This window comes from Actinomadura geliboluensis, assembly GCF_005889745.1.
Taxonomy (GTDB): domain Bacteria; phylum Actinomycetota; class Actinomycetes; order Streptosporangiales; family Streptosporangiaceae; genus Spirillospora; species Spirillospora geliboluensis.
The window spans coordinates 1-18,223 of record NZ_VCKZ01000163.1 but is presented as its reverse complement, the minus strand read 5'-3'; the positions used below and the strand labels follow the sequence as shown (position 1 = coordinate 18,223).

The following is an 18,223-nucleotide window of genomic DNA, read 5'->3' as shown; positions in this document are numbered from 1 at the left end:
GTTCACGGCATGCCCGGCATGCACGGCGCGGTCGGCGCGGTCGGCGCGCTGCAGCGGTCCGACCTGCTGCTACCCAACCCCGATCGAACTGCTGCAGGAGGCCGGGGAAGGCGAGCGGCGCGCCGGGGCCCGCGCCCTTCTCGGGCTCGGGGAGGCCGGTCGGCGCCGGCAGGTCCTCGACCAGGGTGCGCAGGTCGCCGCGCGTCTTGGCGGTCAGCGCGGTGTCCAGCCGCTCGTCCAGCTCGCCGCGGTCCAGCCGGCCGGCGGCGAAGTGGTCGTGCAGGGCGACCATGACCGCGTCGCGCTCGGCGTCGCCGACGCGGATCTCGTCGTGGCGTGCCATGGCTACTCCCCGCCCGCGGCCGTCGGCCCCGGGTCGTCGTCGGCGGCGTCGTCCCGGGCGTCGAGGTCGTCGGCCAGGATGCGGTACAGGCCGCGGCGCGCGTCCGCGAGCACCTCCGTGGCCTGGGCGACCTGGGCGGACGACCCGGAGTGGACGATCTGCATCACCGCGGCGCCCGTCTGCGCGGCCTGCTTGAACAGCTCGGGGACGCCCTCGCCGAAGTCGGGCGTCATCTCCGCCCAGGGCTCGGCGAGCCGGTCGGCGTTCTCCTCGGTGTAGGCGCGGCCCTCGTCGGTGAGGCGGAAGGTGCGGCGGCCGCCGCTCTCGTCCCCGGCGATCAGGCCCTCGTCGGCGAGCTGCTGGAGCGCCGGGTAGACCGCGCCGGGGCTCGGCTTCCACGCGCCGCCGCTGCGCTCGTTGATCTCCTGGATGATCTGGTAGCCGTTGCGCGGCTCCTCGGCCAGCAGCACGAGGATCGCCGCGCGGACGTTCCCCTTGCGCGCCTTGCCGCCCCGGCCCCACGGGCCGCCGCGCCCGCGCGCCCACGGCGGGCGCGGGCCGGGGCCGTGGCCGCCGAACGGCCCGGGCCCCCACGGGGCGCCGCCGAACAGCGCGCCGAAGTTCGGGAACTCACCGCGCCCCCACGGGCCGTGTCCGTGCATGTGTCCCATGTTCTGACACCACCTTCTGAGATCACTCTCTGATCCCTCGCGATACGACAACGATATATCGTAGACGTTTCGCTGAGCCAGAGTGTTCCCGGATATTTCCGCGGGGCGGACACGCTTTCGCCGAAGGCGAACCGGGCATGATCCCCGATACCGGCCACTGCCGTCTGATTCCGCGAATCTTGGGTACCACCCGGCCGAGGGGGACGATGGGCACACACGAGGCGGTGACCGCGCCCGGCGCGGTCGGCACACCGGACGCCGCGGCACCCCGACCCCGCGCCAGGAACGAGCTGCTGCTCGGCCTGGCGCTCTTCACCGTGTACTCGCTGGTCACGATGCTGCCGGAGCAGGCCAGGACGGGCCCCGCCCGCGCCCACGGGGAGATGCTCTTCCGGCTGGAGCGGGCCCTGCACCTCGACATCGAACCCGCCCTCAACGGCTGGCTGGCCGACCAGTCGGCGCTGCGCCTGCTCGCCAACTACGAGTACGCGGTCACCTACATCGGGAGCGCGCTGGCGCTGCTCGTCTGGTTATTCCTGCGCCACCCCGACCGCTACCGGACGGCCCGCAACGCCTTCGTCCTGCTCAACCTCGCGGCACTGGCCTGCTTCGCCCTCTATCCGGTGATGCCGCCGCGGCTGATGCCCGACCTCGGGTTCATCGACACCGTCTCCGAGGGCCGCACCTGGGGGTCGTGGGGCTCGCCGATGGTGCGCCACGCCGACCAGCTCGCCGCCGTCCCGTCCCTGCACATGGGCTGGACGCTGTGGGTCGGCGTCGAGCTCGCCCGCGTGAAGGCGAAGCGGTGGGTGCAGTGGTTGAACCTCGGTCACATCCTCCTTACGCTCTACGTCATCCTGGCGACCGCGAACCACTTCATCGTGGACGCGGTGGCCGCCGTCCCCTTCGTGGTGGTCTCCGTGTACATCGCCGAGCGCATCGCCCACCCGCACCGGCCGTCCGCCCGCATCCAGGGGCCGGACGCCTTCTTCCTCGCCGTGGAGACGCCCGCCGCGCCGCAGCAGGCCGGCGGCGTCATCATGCTCGACACCTCGAAGGGCGAGGTCGGGCGCGAGGACCTCGTCCGGGTCATCCGGGAGCGGCTGGACGGGCTGCCCCGCTTCCGGCAGCGGCTCGTCCGCCGCGGCCGGTGGCGCCGACCCGTCTGGCGCGACCACGACCCCGTCGACTGGGAGTGGCACGTCGCCGAGCGGGAGGTCGACGGCATGGCGGGCCTGCGCGCCGCCGTCGCCGAGCTCCAGGCGGAGCTGCTGCCGCTCGACCGGCCGCCGTGGCGGATGGTCGTGATGAAGGGCGCCGAGCCCGGCCGCACCGCCGTCGTGTACCTGATGCACCACGTCGTCGCCGACGGCGTCGGCATCGTCGCGCAGGCGATGTACCTGATGGAGCCGCCGCCCGACAACCTCGGCGCCCGGTTCCCGCGCAAGCCGCTGCAGAAGGCGCTCGCGACGGTGGCGGGGCTCGGGCAGCTCGCCTCCGCCGTGACCAGGCCGGAGCCGCTGCCCGCCGCCGGGACGTCCGAGCGCCGCTTCGGCAGCATGTCGCTCCCGCTCGCCCAGGTCCGGGACGTCGGCCGCCGCTACGACGCGCGCGTGACCGACGTGGTGCTGTGCGCGGTCGCGGGCGCGCTGAACCGGGTCGTCAGCGAGGAGGACGGGCGCCCCGACACCTGCCGCGTCGCCGTGCCGCTCATGATGCGGCCGCCCGGCAGCGCGATGGTCGGCAACCACACCACGGCCGTCATGGTCGACCTGCCGGTCGGGAAGATGGCCGAGCCCGACCGGCTCGCCCTGATCGCCGAGCGCAGCCGCGTGCTGCGCTCCGGCACCCGCGCGCAGGCCGCCTGGTTCGTGATGTGGCAGGCGGGCCGCGTCATGCCGGCGCCGTTGCACGGCCGGTTCGCCCGCATGTCCTACAGCGGGCGCTTCCTCCAGGGCACCGTGTCGAGCCTCCCCGGCCCCGACAAGGCGCTGCGGCTGGCTGGCGCCCCGCTCACCGCCGTGTACCCGATCGTCCCGCTGGCGCCGGGCGCGCCGCTCGCGATCGCCGCGCTCGGCGTCGACCGCGAGCTGTGCTTCGGCCTCTCCGTCGACCCCGGCCTGGCGGACGACGCCGACGCCCTGATGGACGCCGTCCGCGACGTCATCGAGGAGCTGCGCGACGGCCCGGAGTGACGCCGATCCAGAGGACGGGATCTGGAGTGACGGGGGCCGCCCGCGTCACACGCTGCGCATCGCGCGCAGCGACTCCTTCAGCGACCCCATCGTCGCGAACACCGCCGTCGGCTCGTAGCCGCAGTGCGCCATGCAGTTCGCGCACCGGTCGTCGCGGCCCCGGCCGTAGGCGTCCCAGTCGGTGGTGTCGAGCAGCTCCTGGTAGGTGTCGCAGTAGCCGTCGTCCATCAGGTAGCAGGGCCGCTGCCAGCCCTTGAGCGAGTACGACGGGATCGCCCACGCCGTGCAGCGGAAGTCGGCCTTGCCCTCCAGGAAGTCCAGGAACAGCGGCGAGTGGTTGAACCGCCAGCGCCGCCGGCGCCCGTCCGCGAACGCCTTCGCGAACAGGCTCCGGGTCTCCTGGACGCCGAGGAAGTGCTCCTGGTCGGGCGCCTTCTCGTAGGCGTACGCCGGCGAGATCATCATCTGGTCGACGCGCAGGTCGTCGTTCAGGTAGTCGAGGACGTCGATGACCGTCTGCGGGGTGTCGGTGTTGAACACGGTCGTGTTCGTCGTGACCCGGAACCCGCGCTCCTGGCACATCCGGACCGCCTCGACCGCCTGGTCGAACACGCCCTCCTTGCAGACGGACGCGTCGTGCCGCTCGCGCAGCCCGTCGATGTGCACCGCCCACGCGAAGTACCGCGACGGACGGAACTGGTCGATCTTCTTCGGGATCAGCGCCGCGTTCGTGCACAGGAACACGTACCGGCGCATCTTGACCAGCTCGGCGACCAGCTCGCCGATCTTCGGGTGCATCAGCGGCTCGCCGCCCGCGATCGACACCATCGGCGCCCCGCACTCGCGGACGGCCGCGAGCGCCTGCTCGACGGGCATCCGCTGCTTCAGCACGTCCGCCGGATGCTGGATCTTCCCGCAGCCCGCGCAGGCCAGGTTGCACGCGTACAGCGGCTCCAGCTCCATGATCAGCGGGTACTTCTCCCGCCCGGCCAGCTTGTTGCGCAGGACGTACCCGCCGACGCGCAGGCTCTGCCGCAGTGGCATCGCCATCAGAACGCCTCCTTCGACCCGCCGCCGGGCCCGCCGGGCGCGGCGGCGCCGGCACCCAGGTACCGGCCCAGCGCGGACAGCGGGAACACCAGCCGGTACAGGTGGTAGTTGATGTAGAAGTCGCCGGGGAACCCGGTGCCGGTGAAGTGGTCCTCGTCCCACGTCCCGTCCGGGCGCTGGTGCTCGGCGAGCCAGCGGACGCCGCCCTCGACGGCCGGGCCGCGCTCGCCGGCGGCCAGCAGCGCCAGCAGCGCCCACGCCGTCTGCGACGGGGTCGACGCCCCGTGCCCGACCCAGGACCGGTCCCGGTAGGAGCGCAGGTCCTCGCCCCAGCCGCCGTCGTCGCGCTGGTGGCGCTCCAGCCAGCCGACCGCGTCCCGGATCGCCGGCTTCTCCGGCCGGACACCCGCCGCGATCAGCGCCGGCACGACGGCGCCCGTCCCGTACACGTGGTTGGCGCCCCACCGGCCGAACCACGACCCGTCGGGCTCCTGCGCCTTCAGCAGCCACACGACGGCCCGCTTGGCGAGCAGCGAGTCGGCCATGCCGCGGTGCGCGAGCGCCTCCACGACGTGCGCGGTGACGTCGGCGGACGGCGGGTCGATGACCTCGCCGAAGTCGCAGAACGGCAGCCTGCGGCACAGCGTCCGGGTGTTGTCGGCGTCGAACGCGCCGAACCCGCCGTCCCGCGAGACCATCCCGGCCATCCAGCGGACGCCCCGCTCGATCGCCGGCTCGGCGGCCGGGTGCCGGACGCGGTTCAGCGCGATCACGGCCTCGGCGGTGTCGTCCACGTCGGGGTAGACGTCGTTGTCGAACTCGAACGCCCAGCCGCCCGGCGGCAGGCCGGGGCGGCGCACCGACCAGTCGCCCGGCCCGCGCACCTCCTCGCCGAGCACCCACTCGGCGGCCCGCTCCAGCGCCGGGTGCCCGGCGGGCAGGCCCGCGTCGGCGAGCGCGTTCATCGCGAGGACGGTGTCCCAGACGGGGGACTGGCACGCCTCAAGGCGGCGCCCCCGCTCGTCCCGGATCGTGAACCGTTCGAGGCCGTCCAGGCCGCGCCGCACGACCGGGTGGTCGAGGCCGTAGCCGAGCAGGTGCAGCGCGATCAGCGAGTACACCCACGGCGGCTGGATGCCGCCCCACGAGCCGTCCCGCTCCTGCCGCGCGATGATCCACTCCGCGGCGCGGCGCAGCGCCGCCTCCCGCACGCCCTTCAGCGGGCGCCGCCGGTGGGCGTGCCGCTGGTAGACGTGCAGGGCCTTGTCGAGCGCGCCGAACGCCTCGCCCCAGCCGGGCAGGCGGCGCCGCCTCGGCTCCGGGACGTCGTAGTCGGGGACGAGCTCGTCCAGCCCGAACGGCAGCGGCCGGACGGGACGCAGCGCCCCCACCACCGTCAGCGGGACGATCGTCTGCCGCGCCCAGCACGCGAAGTCGTACACGTTCAGCGGGAACCAGCGCGGCAGGAACAGCATCTCCGGCGGGACCACGGGCAGCTCGTCCCAGGACCAGTGGCCGAACATCGCGAGCCAGAACCGGGTGAACACGCGCGTCGCCGGGACGCCGCCCTCGCCGCGGACGTAGGCGGCGGCGCGGATCATGTGGCCCGCGTCCGGCGGGTCTCCGGCGAGCCGCAGCGCCACGTACGCCTCGACGGTCGTGGACAGGTCGGGCGGGCCGTCGTGGAAGTTCGCCCACGTCCCGTCGGGGGCCTGCTGCGAGCGGATCCAGCGGGCCGCCTCGACGGTGTCCTCGTCGGTGCGGACGCCGAGGAACTCGCGCAGCAGCAGGTCCTCGGCGTCCATCGTGACGTTGGTCTGCAGCTCGCCCTTCCACCAGCCCTCCGGGGACTGGAGCAGCAGCAGGTGGTCGCGGGCGGCGTCCAGCGCCTCGGCGGCGGTCCGGGTTCCGGCGGCCTCCGGGGTCTCCGGCGTTTCCAGCGTTGTCATCGGTGATCTGATCCCGGATCTCTCAGTGGTCCCGGCGGGTGACGAAGTCGGCGATGCGGAGGAACTCGGTGCGGGCGGAGTCCGGCATCCGGGCCGCCAGCAGGTGCTCGGCGGCGCGCTGGACGCGGCTCTCGGCCTCGAGCTCGGCCCACGCGCGCCCGCCCGCCGCCTCGACCAGCGCGGCGGCCTCCGCGAGCTCGGACTCCGCCGGCTCCTGCTCCCGCGGCCCGGGCCGCGCGTACAGCGCGGCGAGCTTCGCGCCCTCCGGCGTGCCGGAGTTCAGCGCGGCCACGACCGGCAGCGACATCTTGCGGGACCGCAGGTCCGACATGGCCGGCTTCCCGGTGGTCGCGGGGTCGCCCCAGATGCCGAGCAGGTCGTCGGCGAGCTGGAACGCGATGCCGAGGTCGGTGCCGAACGCCTCCAGCGCCTCCGTGAGCGGCCTGGGCGCGTCGTCGAGGACAGCGCCGATCGAGCAGGAGCACGCCAGCAGCGCGGCGGTCTTGTCGGACGCCATGGCGACGCACTCGTCCACGCCGACCTGGCGGCGGCTCTCGAAGTCCATGTCGAGCGACTGGCCGGCGATGAGGCGGCGGGTGGCGGTGGACAGCGCGCGCGCCGCCCGCGCCGAGCCCTGCCCCGGCGCCTCCAGCAGCACCTCGCCGGCGAGGGCGAGGAGCGCGTCACCGGTGAGGATCGCGGACGCCTCGCCGAACACCGTCCACGCCGCCGGGCGGTGCCTGCGCGTGCGGTCGCCGTCCATGATGTCGTCGTGCAGGAGCGAGAACGCGTGGGTCAGCTCCACCGCGACGGCGCCCGGCAGGGCGCTCTCCGGCGGCGCCACCGCGGCGCGCGCCGACAGCAGCGCGAGCGCCGGGCGCAGCGCCTTGCCGGCGGGCGCCTTGCGCGGATGCCCCTCCTCGTCCGTCCAGCCCAGGTGGTAGGCCGCGACGCGGTAGGTGCGCGGATCGAGCCGGCCGACGGCGGCGCGCAGCGCCCCGTCGACCAGCTCGCGTACATCGGTCATCGAGACCGGAACAGCGGTCACCGGCCCCTCACCTCCTCCAGGTGGCGACGGATCGGGATCGGCTGGAGGTCGGCGGGCGTGCGCGCCGCCCGGTCCGGCAGCCCCGCCAGGTGGCGGCGGACCAGCCGCGCGGCGGTCAGGCCGCTGCGGACCGCGCCCTCCATCGTGTCGGGCCAGCCCGTGTCGGTCCACGCGCCGGCGAGGAACAGCCCCGGCGTGCGCGTGACCGCGCCCGGCCGGGCCGCCGCGGTGCCGGGGCGCTGCCGGAACGTCGCCCGCCGCTCCCGCGTCACGAACAGCTCCCGGACGGCGGCGCCGCGCGCGGCCGGCAGCAGCCGCCGCAGCTCCGGGACGAACCGGGCGCGCAGTTCGGCGGTCGGCAGGTCGACCCAGCGGTCGGCGGCCGACAGCGACACCGCCAGGTACTGGCCGCGGCGCAGCCCGCTGACCGCCGTCCGGTCGAACACCCACTGGACGGGCGAGGCGACGGCGGCGGCGAACGGCGCGTCCATGACCTTCCGGTCGTAGACGACGTGCACGTTCACGATGGGGCTGGCGTCCAGCTCGGGCCAGCGCAGCGGGTCCGGCAGCGCCTGCGCGGGCAGCAGCCGCGCCGCCGCCTCGTGCGGCACCGCCATGATCACCGCGTCGGCGGCGATCGGCACGCCGTCCACCACCACCTTCGGGTCGGTGGTGACGGCCTCGACCTTCGCCTTCAGCCGGACGGTGCCGCCCATCTCCGCGATGCGCCGCAGCGCCGGCCCGCCGTGCAGCTCCTCCAGCGGGACGAGCGGCACCCCGATGTCGGCGGCGTCGGCGCGGCTCAGCAGCGCCCGCTTGCACACCATCGCCGACAGGCCGAGCGCCGCCTCGTCCACCTCGGCGTTGAGCGCGGCGGTGATGAACAGCCCCCACAGCGCGTTGCGCGCCCAGGTCCGCTGCCCGTGCTCGGCCAGCCACGTTCCGGCCGCCATCGTGTCGAGCGCCGGGTCGGCGGGGTCCAGCCGGCCCAGCGCCAGCGCGGCGCGCACCGCCCGCGCCCGGTCGGCGGGCGCCAGCGGCGAGTACCGGGCCAGCGCGGGCAGCAGGTGCAGCGGGCTCGGCAGGTTCGCCCGCCGCAGCCGCGCCGCCTTCGCGCCCGGCCGCAGGACGGGGACGTCGAAGCGCTCCTGCACCTCCACCAGGTGGTCGGCGCGCAGCCTGCGCAGCAGCCCCTGGTACGCGGTGCAGCACCGCAGGAACACGTGCTGCCCGTTGTCGACGCTCAGCTCGCCGCGCGCGAACGAGTGCGTCGCGCCGCCCAGCCACGGCCGGGACTCCACGAGCGTGACCGGCACGCCCGACTCCTGGAGCGCTATGGCGGCGCTGATACCTGCGAGCCCGCCGCCCACGATGACCACGCTCACCGCTCCACCCCCGACAGCGCGCGCGCCGCCACGACGGCCTTCTGCCAGGTCGGCAGCGAGACCCGTCTGTCCAGTGCGATCGCCGGGCGCGCCGCGATGCTCTCCAGCAGCCGCCGGTAGATGCCGGCCATCGCCGCCGTGCACGCGGCGCTGCGCCGGTCCAGCAGCGGCAGCAGCCGCAGCCCCTCCGCGTACCAGGCGCGCGCCCGCTCCGCCTGGAAGCCGACCAGCTTGTTCAGCCGCCACGGCGGGTCGATGAAGGCGCCCGACTCGTCCAGCTCCAGCGTGCAGCCGAACCGGACCAGGTCCTCCCTCGGGATGTAGGTGCGCCCGGCCAGCCGGTCCTCGCGCAGGTCGCGCAGGATGTTGGTGAGCTGGAGCGCGACGCCGAGCGAGTCGGCGAGGCCCTCCGCCCGCTGCCGGCCGTCCGACCCGAACACCCCGAGCGACAGCCGGCCGACCGTTCCGGCGACCCGCTGGCAGTACCGCAGCAGGTCGTCGAAGGTGTCGTAGTCGGCGCCGCGCACGTCGTTCTCGCAGCCGTCGATCAGCTCGTCGAACGCGGCGAGCGGGATCGGGTAGCGGCCCGCCGCGTCCGCCAGCGCGGTCAGCACCGGATGCCCCTCCAGCGCCCGGACGTCCGCGCGGCGCCGCACCACCTCCTCGACGGTCAGCAGCCGCCGCCGCGACCGGTCCAGCAGGTCGAGCCGCACGCACGCCGGCTCCGGGCCGTCCCCGATGTCGTCGATGCCGCGCGCGAACGCGTAGATCGCGCTCATCGCGCGCCGCTTCGGCGCGGGCATCAGCCGGATCCCGTAGGAGAAGTTGCGGGCCTCCTCCCGCACCACGCGCTCGCAGTGCCGGTACGCCTCCACCACCCGCTCGGAACCCTCGCACGTCTCCGAAACCGTCATCGCACACTCCCTCTGAGAACCCGCGCCCAGCCGGCGGGCAGCGCGGCGTGCCGCGGGCGCAGCCGCCGGGCGAGGACGTCGTAGCGCCCGCGCGCCAGCGCTGCCAGCGCCGCGCGCCCCCCGGCGATGTAGCCGGCGACCGCGATCCGCCCCCATCCGGTCAGGCCCGCCATGAGCGGCGGCGCGCCCCGGTCCAGCAGTTCGGCCGCGCGGCCCGCCTGGAGCGCCAGCACGCCGCGCAGCCGCGTCGGCGTCGCCGCGCGGGCCAGGTCCTCCTCGGCGCAGCCGAACCGGCGCAGGTCCGCGGCGGGCAGGTAGATCCGCCCGTCCCGGTAGTCCTGGCCGGCGTCCTGGCAGTGCTCGATGACCTGCAGCGCGGTGCACACGTCGTCGGACGCCGCCTCCAGCGCGGGCCGGTGCGCGCGGAACAGGTGCAGGACGATGCGGCCCACCGGCGCGGCCGACAGCGCGCAGTACCCGGCCAGCTCATCGAACGTCTCGTACCGGTGGACGACCTGGTCCTGCCGGTTCGCCCGGACCAGGTCGCGGAACGGCGCCTCCGGGATCCGGTGCGCGTGCACCGCCCCGGCCAGCCGCCTTAACTGCGGCAGGTTCGGCGTCCGCCCGGCGAACACGCGGTCCAGGTCGTCGTCCACGAGGTCGAGGAGCTTGGCCCGCTGCTCGGGCGGCGCCTCGTCGCCGATGTCGTCGACGAGCCGCGCGTAACCGTAGACGGCCCGCAGGCCGGCCCGGTGCCGGGCGGGCAGCAGCCGCGCGGCCACCGGGAAGTTCTCCCGGGCCGCGAGCCGGTCCAGCGCGCGATCGTGCTCCTCGACGCTCCAGAGCGGTTCAATGATCACCTTGGAGAGATCGACCGGGACGGCACGAGAGAAACTCTGGCCAAGGTATGGACTTATTTAAACGCTGCGCGGTGTGCCCTGGACCGTTGCAGGGGGCGCGGCGCCGACGCCATTGAACAGGACGTTCCCCGGTGAGCGGCGGGACCGGTGATCAGTAGGCTCGGGGAATGGCGACCCACGAACGCGAGATCACCGCCCCCGTCGACCTGTGCCTGCCGGACGGCCGGCTGAACCCGGAGGCGGTCGGTTGGACGCGGCGCCCCCTGCACCGCGCGAACCTGCGCGGGTGGGGCCGGGTGAAGCGCTGGGAGTACTGGGGGATCGTCACGCCCCGGCACATCATCGGGCTGGTGGCCTCCTCGCTCGACTACGCCGGGGTGCACGGCGTGTGGGTGCTCGACCGCGAGACCGGCGAGGAGACCGCGAAGGACGCGGTGGTGCCGCTCGCGCGCGGCGCCGTGTTCCCCGACCGCAGCGGCGAGGGCGAGGCGTCCGTGCGGGGCGGGGGAGCGGCGGTCGGCGTCCGGCAGCGCCCGTCGGGGTCGCGGGTGCGGGCGCTGGTGCCGGGCCTGGTCGATCTCGACGTCGAGGTCCCGCTGCCGGACGGGCACGAGTCGCTCGGCGTGGTGATCCCGTGGGGGCCGAAGCGCTTCCAGTACACGGTGAAGGACGTCGGGCGCCCGGTGCGGGGGCGGCTGGTGCTGCCGTCGGGGGAGTACGAGATCGGCGAGGGCGCGTTCGCCGTCCTCGACCACGGGCGCGGCAAGTGGCCGTACCGGATGACGTGGAACTGGGCCGCGGCGAGCGGCCCCGGCCTCGCGCTGCAGTTCGGCGGCAAGTGGACCGACGGCACCGGCATGACGGAGAACGCCGTGTTCGTGGACGGCCGGCTCCACAAGATCGGCGAAGAGCTGACCTGGACCTACGACACGTCCGACTGGATGCGCCCGTGGACGATTACCGGGCGGCGCGTCGAGGTGGAGTTCCGCCCCTTCCACGAGAAGGTCGCCCGCACCGAGCTCGGCGTCGTCGGCACCGAGACCCACCAGTGCTTCGGGCACTTCACCGGGCGCGTCCAGGCCGACGACGGCGCGTGGGTCGGCGTCGACGGCCTCACCGGGTGGGCGGAGGAGGCCCGGCAGCGCTGGTGAGGCGCGCGTTCACCGAGCGCACGAGGTCCTCGGGGAGCTTGCACACCTCGCGGTCGTAGGTGAGGAGGCCGTTCAGCTCGTCCTCCACGTCGGAGAGCTGCGTGTAGACGGTCGCGCTGAGCCCGCGCGGCACCGCCGGGGCGATCTGCCGCGCGTGCAGCCGCGCGAACGCGGCGCCGAGCCGGGCGGGGGAGTCGTAGCGCTTGTAGCCGAAGTCCTTGTCGTTGAAGGCGTGGCCGTCCACCCGCAGGTTGTATCCGCCGTATTCGGACAGGACGAGGACGCGGGCGTCCCTGCGGCGCGGGACGCGGAACTTGCGGAAGTACACGTGCAGGCTGCGCAGGTCCCCGGCGCCCTGGTCGTGCCATCCGCTGGCGTGGTCGATGGTCCGCGTCGGGTCGAGCGCCCGCACCTCGGCGGCGACGTCCGCCGCGTCGAACTGCCCCCAGCCCTCGTTGAACGGCACCCAGACGGCGATGCTCACCACGTTGCGCAGGTGCTCGATCGTCTCCCGCGTCTCCTCGCGGAAGCGCGCGCGGGAGCCGGCGTCGGCGCGTCCGAAACGCTTGTGCCTGCGGTCGTCGAGGCGCAGCGGCAGCACGGCCGGCGCCGTCACGACCTCGCGGCGGTACGGGCCGCCGCCGTTCACCATGTCCTGCCACACCAGGATGCCGAGCCGGTCGCAGTGGTAGTACCAGCGCAGCGGCTCCACCTTGATGTGCTTGCGGAGCATGGTGAAGCCGAGCCGCTTCATCGTCGCGACGTCGTGCACCAGCGCCTCGTCGGACGGCGCCGTGTACATGCCGTCCGGCCAGTAGCCCTGGTCCAGGACGCCCGCGTGGAAGTACGGGCGCCCGTTCAGCAGCAGCCGGGGGACGCCCGCCTCGTCCGGGCCGACGCCGAACGACCGCATCCCGACATAGCTCTCGACACGGTCCGTGCCGAGTTCGACGGTGACGTCGTAGAGGAAGGGGTCTTCGGGGCTCCAGGGGCGGACGTCCGGAATGCCGATCCGCACCGGCTCCCCGGCCGGCGCCTCGGCGCGTGCGACGACCTCGCCGTCCGCGCTGACCTCGATCCGGGCCGTGTCGCCGGTGCTCGCGTGCACCGTGACCTCGACGCACGCCTCGTCCAGATGCGGGACGAGCGTCAGCCGCTCGACGTGCACCTCCGGCACGCACTCGATCCACACCGTCTGCCAGATGCCGGACTGGGCCGTGTACCAGATGCCGCCCCGCTTGAGGCTCTGCTTGCCCCAGCCCCGGTCCCCGGCGTCGGACGGGTCCTGGACCTCCACCACGAGGGTTCCGGCGCCGTCCTCCAGGAGGTCGGTGATGTCGAAGAAGAACGGGAGGTAGCCGCCCTCGTGCCGGCCCGCCTCCCGGCCGTTGACCGTCACCCGGCAGGTCTGGTCGACGGCGCCGAAGTGCAGCAGGACCCGGTGCCCGTCGGGACGGAACCCCTCCGGCAGCCGGACGTCCCGCCGGTACCAGAGCGTCTCGTGCGGGAGCAGCTGCCGGCCGACCCCCGACAGCGGCGACTCCGGCGAGAACGGGACGAGGATCTCGCCGTCGTACTCCTCCGGCCCCTCCGGGGACGTGTCGTCGAACGAGTACTCCCAGCGCCCGTTGAGGTTGAGGTGGCTCTCGCGGACGAGTTGCGGCCGCGGGTACTCCGGCAGCACCGCGTCCGGATCCAGCGTCCTGCCCCACCTGGTGAGCAGCGTCATCCCACGGCCTCCTCGTCCGGCGTGCGCGCGTCCCGGCGGCGCAGCGCCAGCACCGGCGGGACGATCAGCACCAGGACCGCGGCCGCCGCCAGGAAGACGGCGGGCGTCGGGACGTGCTTGAGCACGCCCAGGTCCTCGTAGCGCTCGTCCGCGCCCTTGATGACGGCGGCGCCGAGGGCCGGCCCGATGATCATAGGGATGAGGATGGCGAACACCATCCGCAGGCCCTGCACGTGCCCGGCCCGCCCCGGCGGCGTGTAGTCCCGGACGAGCGCGCCGACCGGGGCCAGCACCAGCATGAACCCCGACATCAGCACCAGCCCCGCGCCGATCACGGGGACCATGCCGCGCGCGAGCGGCATCAGCAGCAGCCCCGCCGCGTACACCGCGACCGCGGGCGCGAGGAACCGCGCCTTCCCGATCCGGTCGATGAACCGCCCGGCCAGCACGCTGGCCGCCGACGCGCCGGTGAGCACGACGGCGAGCACCAGCGCGTAGCCGTCGATGTCCAGGTACCGCTCCAGGTAGATGATCAGGTAGGGCAGGAACACCTGCGTGGAGATCCCCCACACGCACCACGCGGACAGCGCCAGGTACAGCCCGGGGTTCGCGCGCATCGCCGACGGCCGCAGCCCGTGCACGAGCGCGCCGAGGTAGCCGCCCTCCTGCCGCTCCACCGGGCGGTCCCGGACGAACGCCCACGCCAGGACGCCGACCGCCGCGATGATCAGGCCGATGACGAGGAAGAACAGCGACCACCGGCCGTCCCGCGTCATCCAGTCGAACCCGCCGAAGACCACCAGCATCGACATCAGCGGCATCACGGCCAGGACGGACTCGACGCGGCCCCGGTTCTCCGTCCGGGTCACGTCCGTCACCCACGCCTGGAAGCTCGCGTCGTTGGCGCCCGACCCGAGGAACGACATGACGCAGTCGAGGACGACGACGGTGACCACCGCGACCACGACCGCGTCCGCGAACGGCGCGACCTCCGCGACCGTGTCCACGCTGACCAGCCCGAACGCCGCCGTGGACAGCCCCCACACCACGTACCCGGCGGCGATGAAGGCGCGCCGGCGGCCGAGCCGGTCCGACAGTGCGCCGATCGCCAGCGTCGCGACCGTGGCCGCCACCGCGCTCGCCGCCACCATCGCCGCGATCACGTCGGGGTTCCCGCTGATCGTGTCGTAGACGAACACGTTGAGGTACATGTTCTCGACGGTCCAGGCGAGCTGCCCGACGAAGCCGAGCAGGACCAGCATCGTCCAGAGCCGCCGCCCGAGCGGCGCGTTGTCACCCGTTGTCACGCCCGAACAGTACAAGGCTCACTTACCGGACGTTCGTCGCCCGGGACCTCTTGCATCCGTCCGCGAACCGGGTTCTCATGTGATCTCAAGCACAAGATCGGGATCGGGGGATCGGGGGCGTCCGACGAACGCCGCATGGAAAGGGGACCCTTTGAGGCTCATCGCCATCCCACTGCTCGCGTCCGCCCTCGCCCTGACCGGGGCGGTTCCGGCCGCGGCCCAGCAGGGCGGGCGTGATACGTCCGCCGTCGTCCGCACCGACCTCGGACCGGTGCGGGGCCAGTTAGCGGACGGGTACCGGCTCTTCCAGGGCATCCCGTTCGCCGCGCCGCCGACCGGGAACCTGCGCTGGAGGCCGCCGCAGCCGGCGCGCGCGTGGCAGGGCGTCTACGACGCGACCACCCCGCGCGACCAGTGCGCGCAACTCCCCGCGCCCTACGGCGGCCCGACGTCCTACGCCGAGGACTGCCTCTACCTGAACGTCACCACACCGGACAGCGCGCGCAAGAACCGGCGCCTGCCCGTCATGGTGTGGGTGCACGGCGGCGGCAACGTGACCGGCGCCGGGAGCATCTACGACGCCGCCAAGCTCGCCACGGACGGCGACGTCGTCGTGGTCACCGTCAACTACCGCCTCGGCCCGTTCGGCTGGCTCGCGCACCAGGGCCTGGAGACCGGCGCCGACCGCCGCTCCCAGGCCGGCAACTACGGCCTGCTCGACCAGCAGGCGGCCCTGCGCTGGGTGCAGCGCAACGCCGGGGCCTTCGGCGGCGACCCCCGGAACGTGACGGTGTTCGGCGAGTCCGCCGGCGCGCAGGACGCCTGCGCCAACCTCGCCTCGCCCACCGCGGCGGGCCTGTTCCATAAGGTCATCGCGCAGAGCTACACCTGCATCGCGCCCGCGCGCACCGAAGCCTCGGCCGAGGACGAGGGAGCGACGCTCGCGGAGGCCGTGGGCTGCGACAAGGGCTCGCCCGCCGCCGACGCCGCGTGCCTGCGCGCGACGGACGTCAAGACGCTGCTGGAGACCTTCGAGGCCAAGGCCCTGAACGTCGGGCCCGTCGCGGGCGGCGACCGCGTCCTGCCGCTGCAACCCGAGCAGGCCATCGCCCAGGGCCGCTTCAACCGGATGCCCGTCATGCACGGCAACACCCTGGACGAATGGCGCCTGTTCGTCTCGCTCGGCTACCCGAACCCCATCACCGCCGCGGAGTACGAGGACATCGTCCGCTCCACCTACGGCGCCGCCGCCGACGCGGTACTGGCGCGCTACCCGGCGTCGGCCTACTCCGACCCCAGGCTCGCGCTGGCCGCGGTGCAGACGGACTCCAACGAGATCCTCTCGCCCTGCGCGCACCAGGACGCGTTCCGGCAGCTCAAGCGCGCCGGCGTGCCCGTGTACGCGTACCAGTTCGCCGACCGCACGGCTCCTCCGCTGCTCGACGTCCCGGGCTTCGAGGAGGGCGCCGCGCATGCCAGCGAGCTGACGTACCTGTTCCCAGGGTTGTTCGGCGAGCTGAACCCCGCGCAGGCCGGGCTCTCCGACGCGATGGTCGGCTACTGGACGTCCTTCGCGCACGACGGCAGGCCGCAGGCGCGCCAGGCCCCGCAGTGGCCGCGCTACCGCTCGCCGGACGACGTCCTGTCGCTGGCGCCCGGCAACGGCGGCATCCACCCGACCGACACTGCCCAGAACGGCAACTGCTCCTTCTGGAACTCCCTCTGAATCCGACCCGCTGACTAGCCGAGGCGCTCGGTGAGGTGGACGGTGACGTCGTCACCGACGTCCTTACCGAGCGCCCGGCGGATCTCCGCCTTCACGGCCAGCTTGTGGTTGCCGTCACCGAGGGCCATGAACGAACCCCGGAACGGGTGCCCGTCGATGGTGCCCTTGACCTTCACCAGCCCGCGCGTCTGGAAGAACTCCGCCGACTCGGGCCAGACGACGTACGTCCACCCGCCCTCCGCCGGACTCTTCTGCAGGCGGGCCGTGAACTCCTTGTCGAGCTTCATGCTCTTGGGCTGAGCAGTGGTCATCGGACGTCTCCTCTGGGTGTTCGAGCTGTGGCTCTCTCCTACCTAGGGGAGACCTTCCCGGGCGGCGGAACTCATCGCTGCTCGAAGCCCTGCTGCCAGTTCGCCGGACGCGGGAGCGGTCACGCGGGGGTTGCAAGTGAGGTTGAGTCGGTGTTGCGAGGGCGGGGGCTGAGGCGGCGGATAAGGCTCCTGTTGCCGGTTTGCCTCTGTCGTTTTCCTGCCGGATGTGTGCAGGGCCGGGGTCTTCCTTTTGCCGGTTTTTGTGTGGTTGCTGTAGGTGGGCGGTTGCGGTGGCCTTCCGAAGGCGGGCGCTCGCCTTTCGGTCGCCGCCGGTTGCTGTCACGTTGGTTGCTGTCGATGGCTGGGGGAGAGGTGTTCATCGTTCTGTTTGGTGCGTGGTTGCTGTCCCATGCCGCGCTGCGCGCGGCACCTGAAAGAAGGGCAGGCGGCTAGGACGTCCTTGTCGGGCGAACCACGCGCCTGCCTTTCACTCGGGCACAAATCCTCAACCCCACCAGCGGCGTCCACCCGCAGCAACCACCCTCACTCCGATAAAGCCGTGCTCGGCCTGCGGCGGACCGTTGGATGAGCGCCGACCGCAAGGAGCGTCCTCCCGATTCGGAGAGCAGAAAATGAAAAATGATGGCAAGGTGGCATGTCCAGAATGTCGTCAATGTCAATACGGGGTTGCGTTACAATTGAGGAGTGGATTCGGATTGGAGGTGAACCGCGGTGTCAGCGCCCTCGGTAGTGGTTGGTGTTCAGCGTGAATGGGAAGGCCGGGAGTGGTTTCCTCCGGGCCCGCAACTGGCCATCTGCCTGTCCGGTGGAAAAGAGCGCCTGGCCGATCTGACCGACGATGAACTTCTCCAGGTCGCGGCCGCGGCCCGCCGCCAGACCTCCTGGGCGCAAGCCCGGGAATTGGCCGCCATCGCTGAACTCACCCAGCGCCGCGCACGTGCCGAGGCCGACGGAGACCCCGACTACCGGATCCTGCCGGCCCGCGATTCGGTGACCGAAGAAGTCGCCGCCGCCCTCACGATCACCAGCAACGCCTCGGCCACCCTCGTCCACCTCGCCGAACAGCTCACCGGCCCGCTCGCCGACACCGGTGCCGCACTGGAGGCCGGACGGGTCGACCTGGCCAAGGCCCGCGTCATCAGCGACCTGACCGACAGCCTTCCCGAGCAGGTCGCGCAACGGGTCCAAGACGCGGCGCTGGAGAAGGCGTCCACCCAGACCACCGGGCAACTCCGCCGCCGCATCAGGAGGATCGTCCAGCGTCTCGCGCCGGAGGCCGTCGAGGAACGCAAGCGGGAAGCCGTCCGGCACAGGCGCCTGGAACTGTGGGACACCCCGTCCGGCACCGCCGACCTGGCACTGTGCGACCTTGCCGTTGAGGACGCCCACGCCATCTACAACAAGATCACCGCCGCCGCGCGCGGCATCAAGACCGACGGCGACCCCCGCCCCCTCAGGAACATTCGTGCCGACCTGACCACTCAACTCCTGCGAGGGGTCGAACTTCCCGATGCCATCCGCGCACTCATGACCCAGAGCTGCACCGACCCCCGCCTCTGTCTC

General features: G+C 73.2%; 15 protein-coding genes. 4 read left to right on the top strand and 11 right to left on the bottom strand.

Features of this window, described 5'->3' with window-relative positions; genetic code table 11:
* A partial coding sequence (locus ETD96_RS22030) for a DUF1707 SHOCT-like domain-containing protein (protein ID WP_138638364.1) occupies positions 1–343 on the bottom strand: 343 nt, incomplete at its 3' end.
* A 2-nt stretch (positions 344–345) separates the two neighbouring features.
* Positions 346–1,014: a PadR family transcriptional regulator gene (locus tag ETD96_RS22025; protein WP_205719392.1), complete on the bottom strand. Its 669-nt coding sequence runs from the start codon at positions 1,012–1,014 to the stop codon at positions 346–348.
* Between the two features lie 206 nt (positions 1,015–1,220).
* Between ETD96_RS22025 and ETD96_RS22020 the strand changes: the two genes are divergently transcribed.
* On the top strand, positions 1,221–3,209 hold the full coding sequence (locus ETD96_RS22020; RefSeq protein WP_171069168.1) for a bifunctional phosphatase PAP2/O-acyltransferase family protein: 1,989 nt from the start codon (positions 1,221–1,223) through the stop codon (positions 3,207–3,209).
* 45 nt (positions 3,210–3,254) lie between these two features.
* Here ETD96_RS22020 and hpnH read toward each other — a convergent pair whose 3' ends face one another.
* From hpnH to hpnC, 6 genes are read right to left on the bottom strand one after another with little or no spacing between them, the layout of a single operon-like run.
* Entirely contained in the window at positions 3,255–4,259 is a 1,005-nt protein-coding gene (gene hpnH, locus ETD96_RS22015) for an adenosyl-hopene transferase HpnH (protein ID WP_138638361.1), read from the bottom strand.
* Positions 4,259–6,208, bottom strand: coding sequence for a squalene--hopene cyclase (shc, locus tag ETD96_RS22010; RefSeq protein WP_138638360.1), 1,950 nt, complete (start codon positions 6,206–6,208; stop codon positions 4,259–4,261). Before shc ends, hpnH begins: the two co-directional genes overlap by 1 nt.
* Positions 6,209–6,230: 22 nt before the next feature.
* A complete protein-coding gene (locus ETD96_RS22005; RefSeq protein ID WP_138638359.1) occupies positions 6,231–7,256 on the bottom strand; it encodes a polyprenyl synthetase family protein in 1,026 nt (341 codons plus the stop codon).
* On the bottom strand, positions 7,253–8,641 hold the full coding sequence (gene hpnE, locus ETD96_RS22000) for a hydroxysqualene dehydroxylase HpnE (RefSeq protein ID WP_240808006.1): 1,389 nt from the start codon (positions 8,639–8,641) through the stop codon (positions 7,253–7,255). The genes ETD96_RS22005 and hpnE overlap by 4 nt, the downstream gene beginning before the upstream one ends.
* Positions 8,638–9,555 (bottom strand): phytoene/squalene synthase family protein, encoded by a 918-nt coding sequence (locus ETD96_RS21995; protein WP_138638358.1) that lies wholly within the window; start codon positions 9,553–9,555, stop codon positions 8,638–8,640. Before ETD96_RS21995 ends, hpnE begins: the two co-directional genes overlap by 4 nt.
* Positions 9,552–10,415 carry a squalene synthase HpnC gene (gene hpnC / locus ETD96_RS21990; RefSeq protein ID WP_138638357.1) on the bottom strand — a complete coding sequence of 288 codons (864 nt, stop codon included), beginning with the start codon at positions 10,413–10,415 and terminating at the stop codon, positions 9,552–9,554. Before hpnC ends, ETD96_RS21995 begins: the two co-directional genes overlap by 4 nt.
* 167 nt (positions 10,416–10,582) lie before the next feature.
* On the opposite strand from hpnC, the gene ETD96_RS21985 reads away from it, so the two are divergent.
* Positions 10,583–11,566 (top strand): DUF2804 domain-containing protein, encoded by a 984-nt coding sequence (locus ETD96_RS21985; RefSeq protein ID WP_138638356.1) that lies wholly within the window; start codon positions 10,583–10,585, stop codon positions 11,564–11,566.
* Here ETD96_RS21985 and ETD96_RS21980 read toward each other — a convergent pair.
* Both ETD96_RS21980 and ETD96_RS21975 read right to left on the bottom strand, forming a co-directional pair.
* Positions 11,529–13,295: a glycoside hydrolase family 2 protein gene (locus tag ETD96_RS21980; RefSeq protein ID WP_138638355.1), complete on the bottom strand. Its 1,767-nt coding sequence runs from the start codon at positions 13,293–13,295 to the stop codon at positions 11,529–11,531. The two genes, ETD96_RS21985 and ETD96_RS21980, sit on opposite strands and share 38 nt — an antisense overlap.
* Positions 13,292–14,602, bottom strand: a complete 1,311-nt coding sequence (locus ETD96_RS21975; protein WP_240808004.1) for an MFS transporter — start codon at positions 14,600–14,602, stop codon at positions 13,292–13,294. The genes ETD96_RS21980 and ETD96_RS21975 overlap by 4 nt, the downstream gene beginning before the upstream one ends.
* Positions 14,603–14,753: 151 nt before the next feature.
* On the opposite strand from ETD96_RS21975, the gene ETD96_RS21970 reads away from it, so the two are divergent.
* Positions 14,754–16,328, top strand: coding sequence for a carboxylesterase/lipase family protein (locus tag ETD96_RS21970; protein ID WP_171069167.1), 1,575 nt, complete (start codon positions 14,754–14,756; stop codon positions 16,326–16,328).
* 14 nt (positions 16,329–16,342) lie between these two features.
* Here the strand turns inward: ETD96_RS21970 and ETD96_RS21965 are convergent, their stop codons facing one another.
* Positions 16,343–16,639: a DUF1905 domain-containing protein gene (locus ETD96_RS21965; protein ID WP_205719391.1), complete on the bottom strand. Its 297-nt coding sequence runs from the start codon at positions 16,637–16,639 to the stop codon at positions 16,343–16,345.
* A gap of 732 nt (positions 16,640–17,371) precedes the next feature.
* On the opposite strand from ETD96_RS21965, the gene ETD96_RS21960 reads away from it, so the two are divergent.
* The coding region (locus tag ETD96_RS21960) for a DUF222 domain-containing protein (RefSeq protein WP_138638353.1) at positions 17,372–18,223 on the top strand (852 nt) is incomplete at its 3' end.

Bases quoted from the DNA above. Each gene is read 5' to 3' on its own strand.
- ETD96_RS22025 (WP_205719392.1), bottom strand. From the start codon at position 1,014: ATGGGACACATGCACGGACACGGCCCGTGGGGGCGCGGTGAGTTCCCG.
- ETD96_RS22020 (WP_171069168.1), top strand. From the start codon at position 1,221: ATGGGCACACACGAGGCGGTGACCGCGCCCGGCGCGGTCGGCACACCG.
- hpnH (WP_138638361.1), bottom strand. From the start codon at position 4,259: ATGGCGATGCCACTGCGGCAGAGCCTGCGCGTCGGCGGGTACGTCCTG.
- shc (WP_138638360.1), bottom strand. From the start codon at position 6,208: ATGACAACGCTGGAAACGCCGGAGACCCCGGAGGCCGCCGGAACCCGG.
- ETD96_RS21995 (WP_138638358.1), bottom strand. From the start codon at position 9,555: ATGACGGTTTCGGAGACGTGCGAGGGTTCCGAGCGGGTGGTGGAGGCG.
- ETD96_RS21985 (WP_138638356.1), top strand. From the start codon at position 10,583: ATGGCGACCCACGAACGCGAGATCACCGCCCCCGTCGACCTGTGCCTG.
- ETD96_RS21980 (WP_138638355.1), bottom strand. From the start codon at position 13,295: ATGACGCTGCTCACCAGGTGGGGCAGGACGCTGGATCCGGACGCGGTG.
- ETD96_RS21965 (WP_205719391.1), bottom strand. From the start codon at position 16,639: ATGACCACTGCTCAGCCCAAGAGCATGAAGCTCGACAAGGAGTTCACG.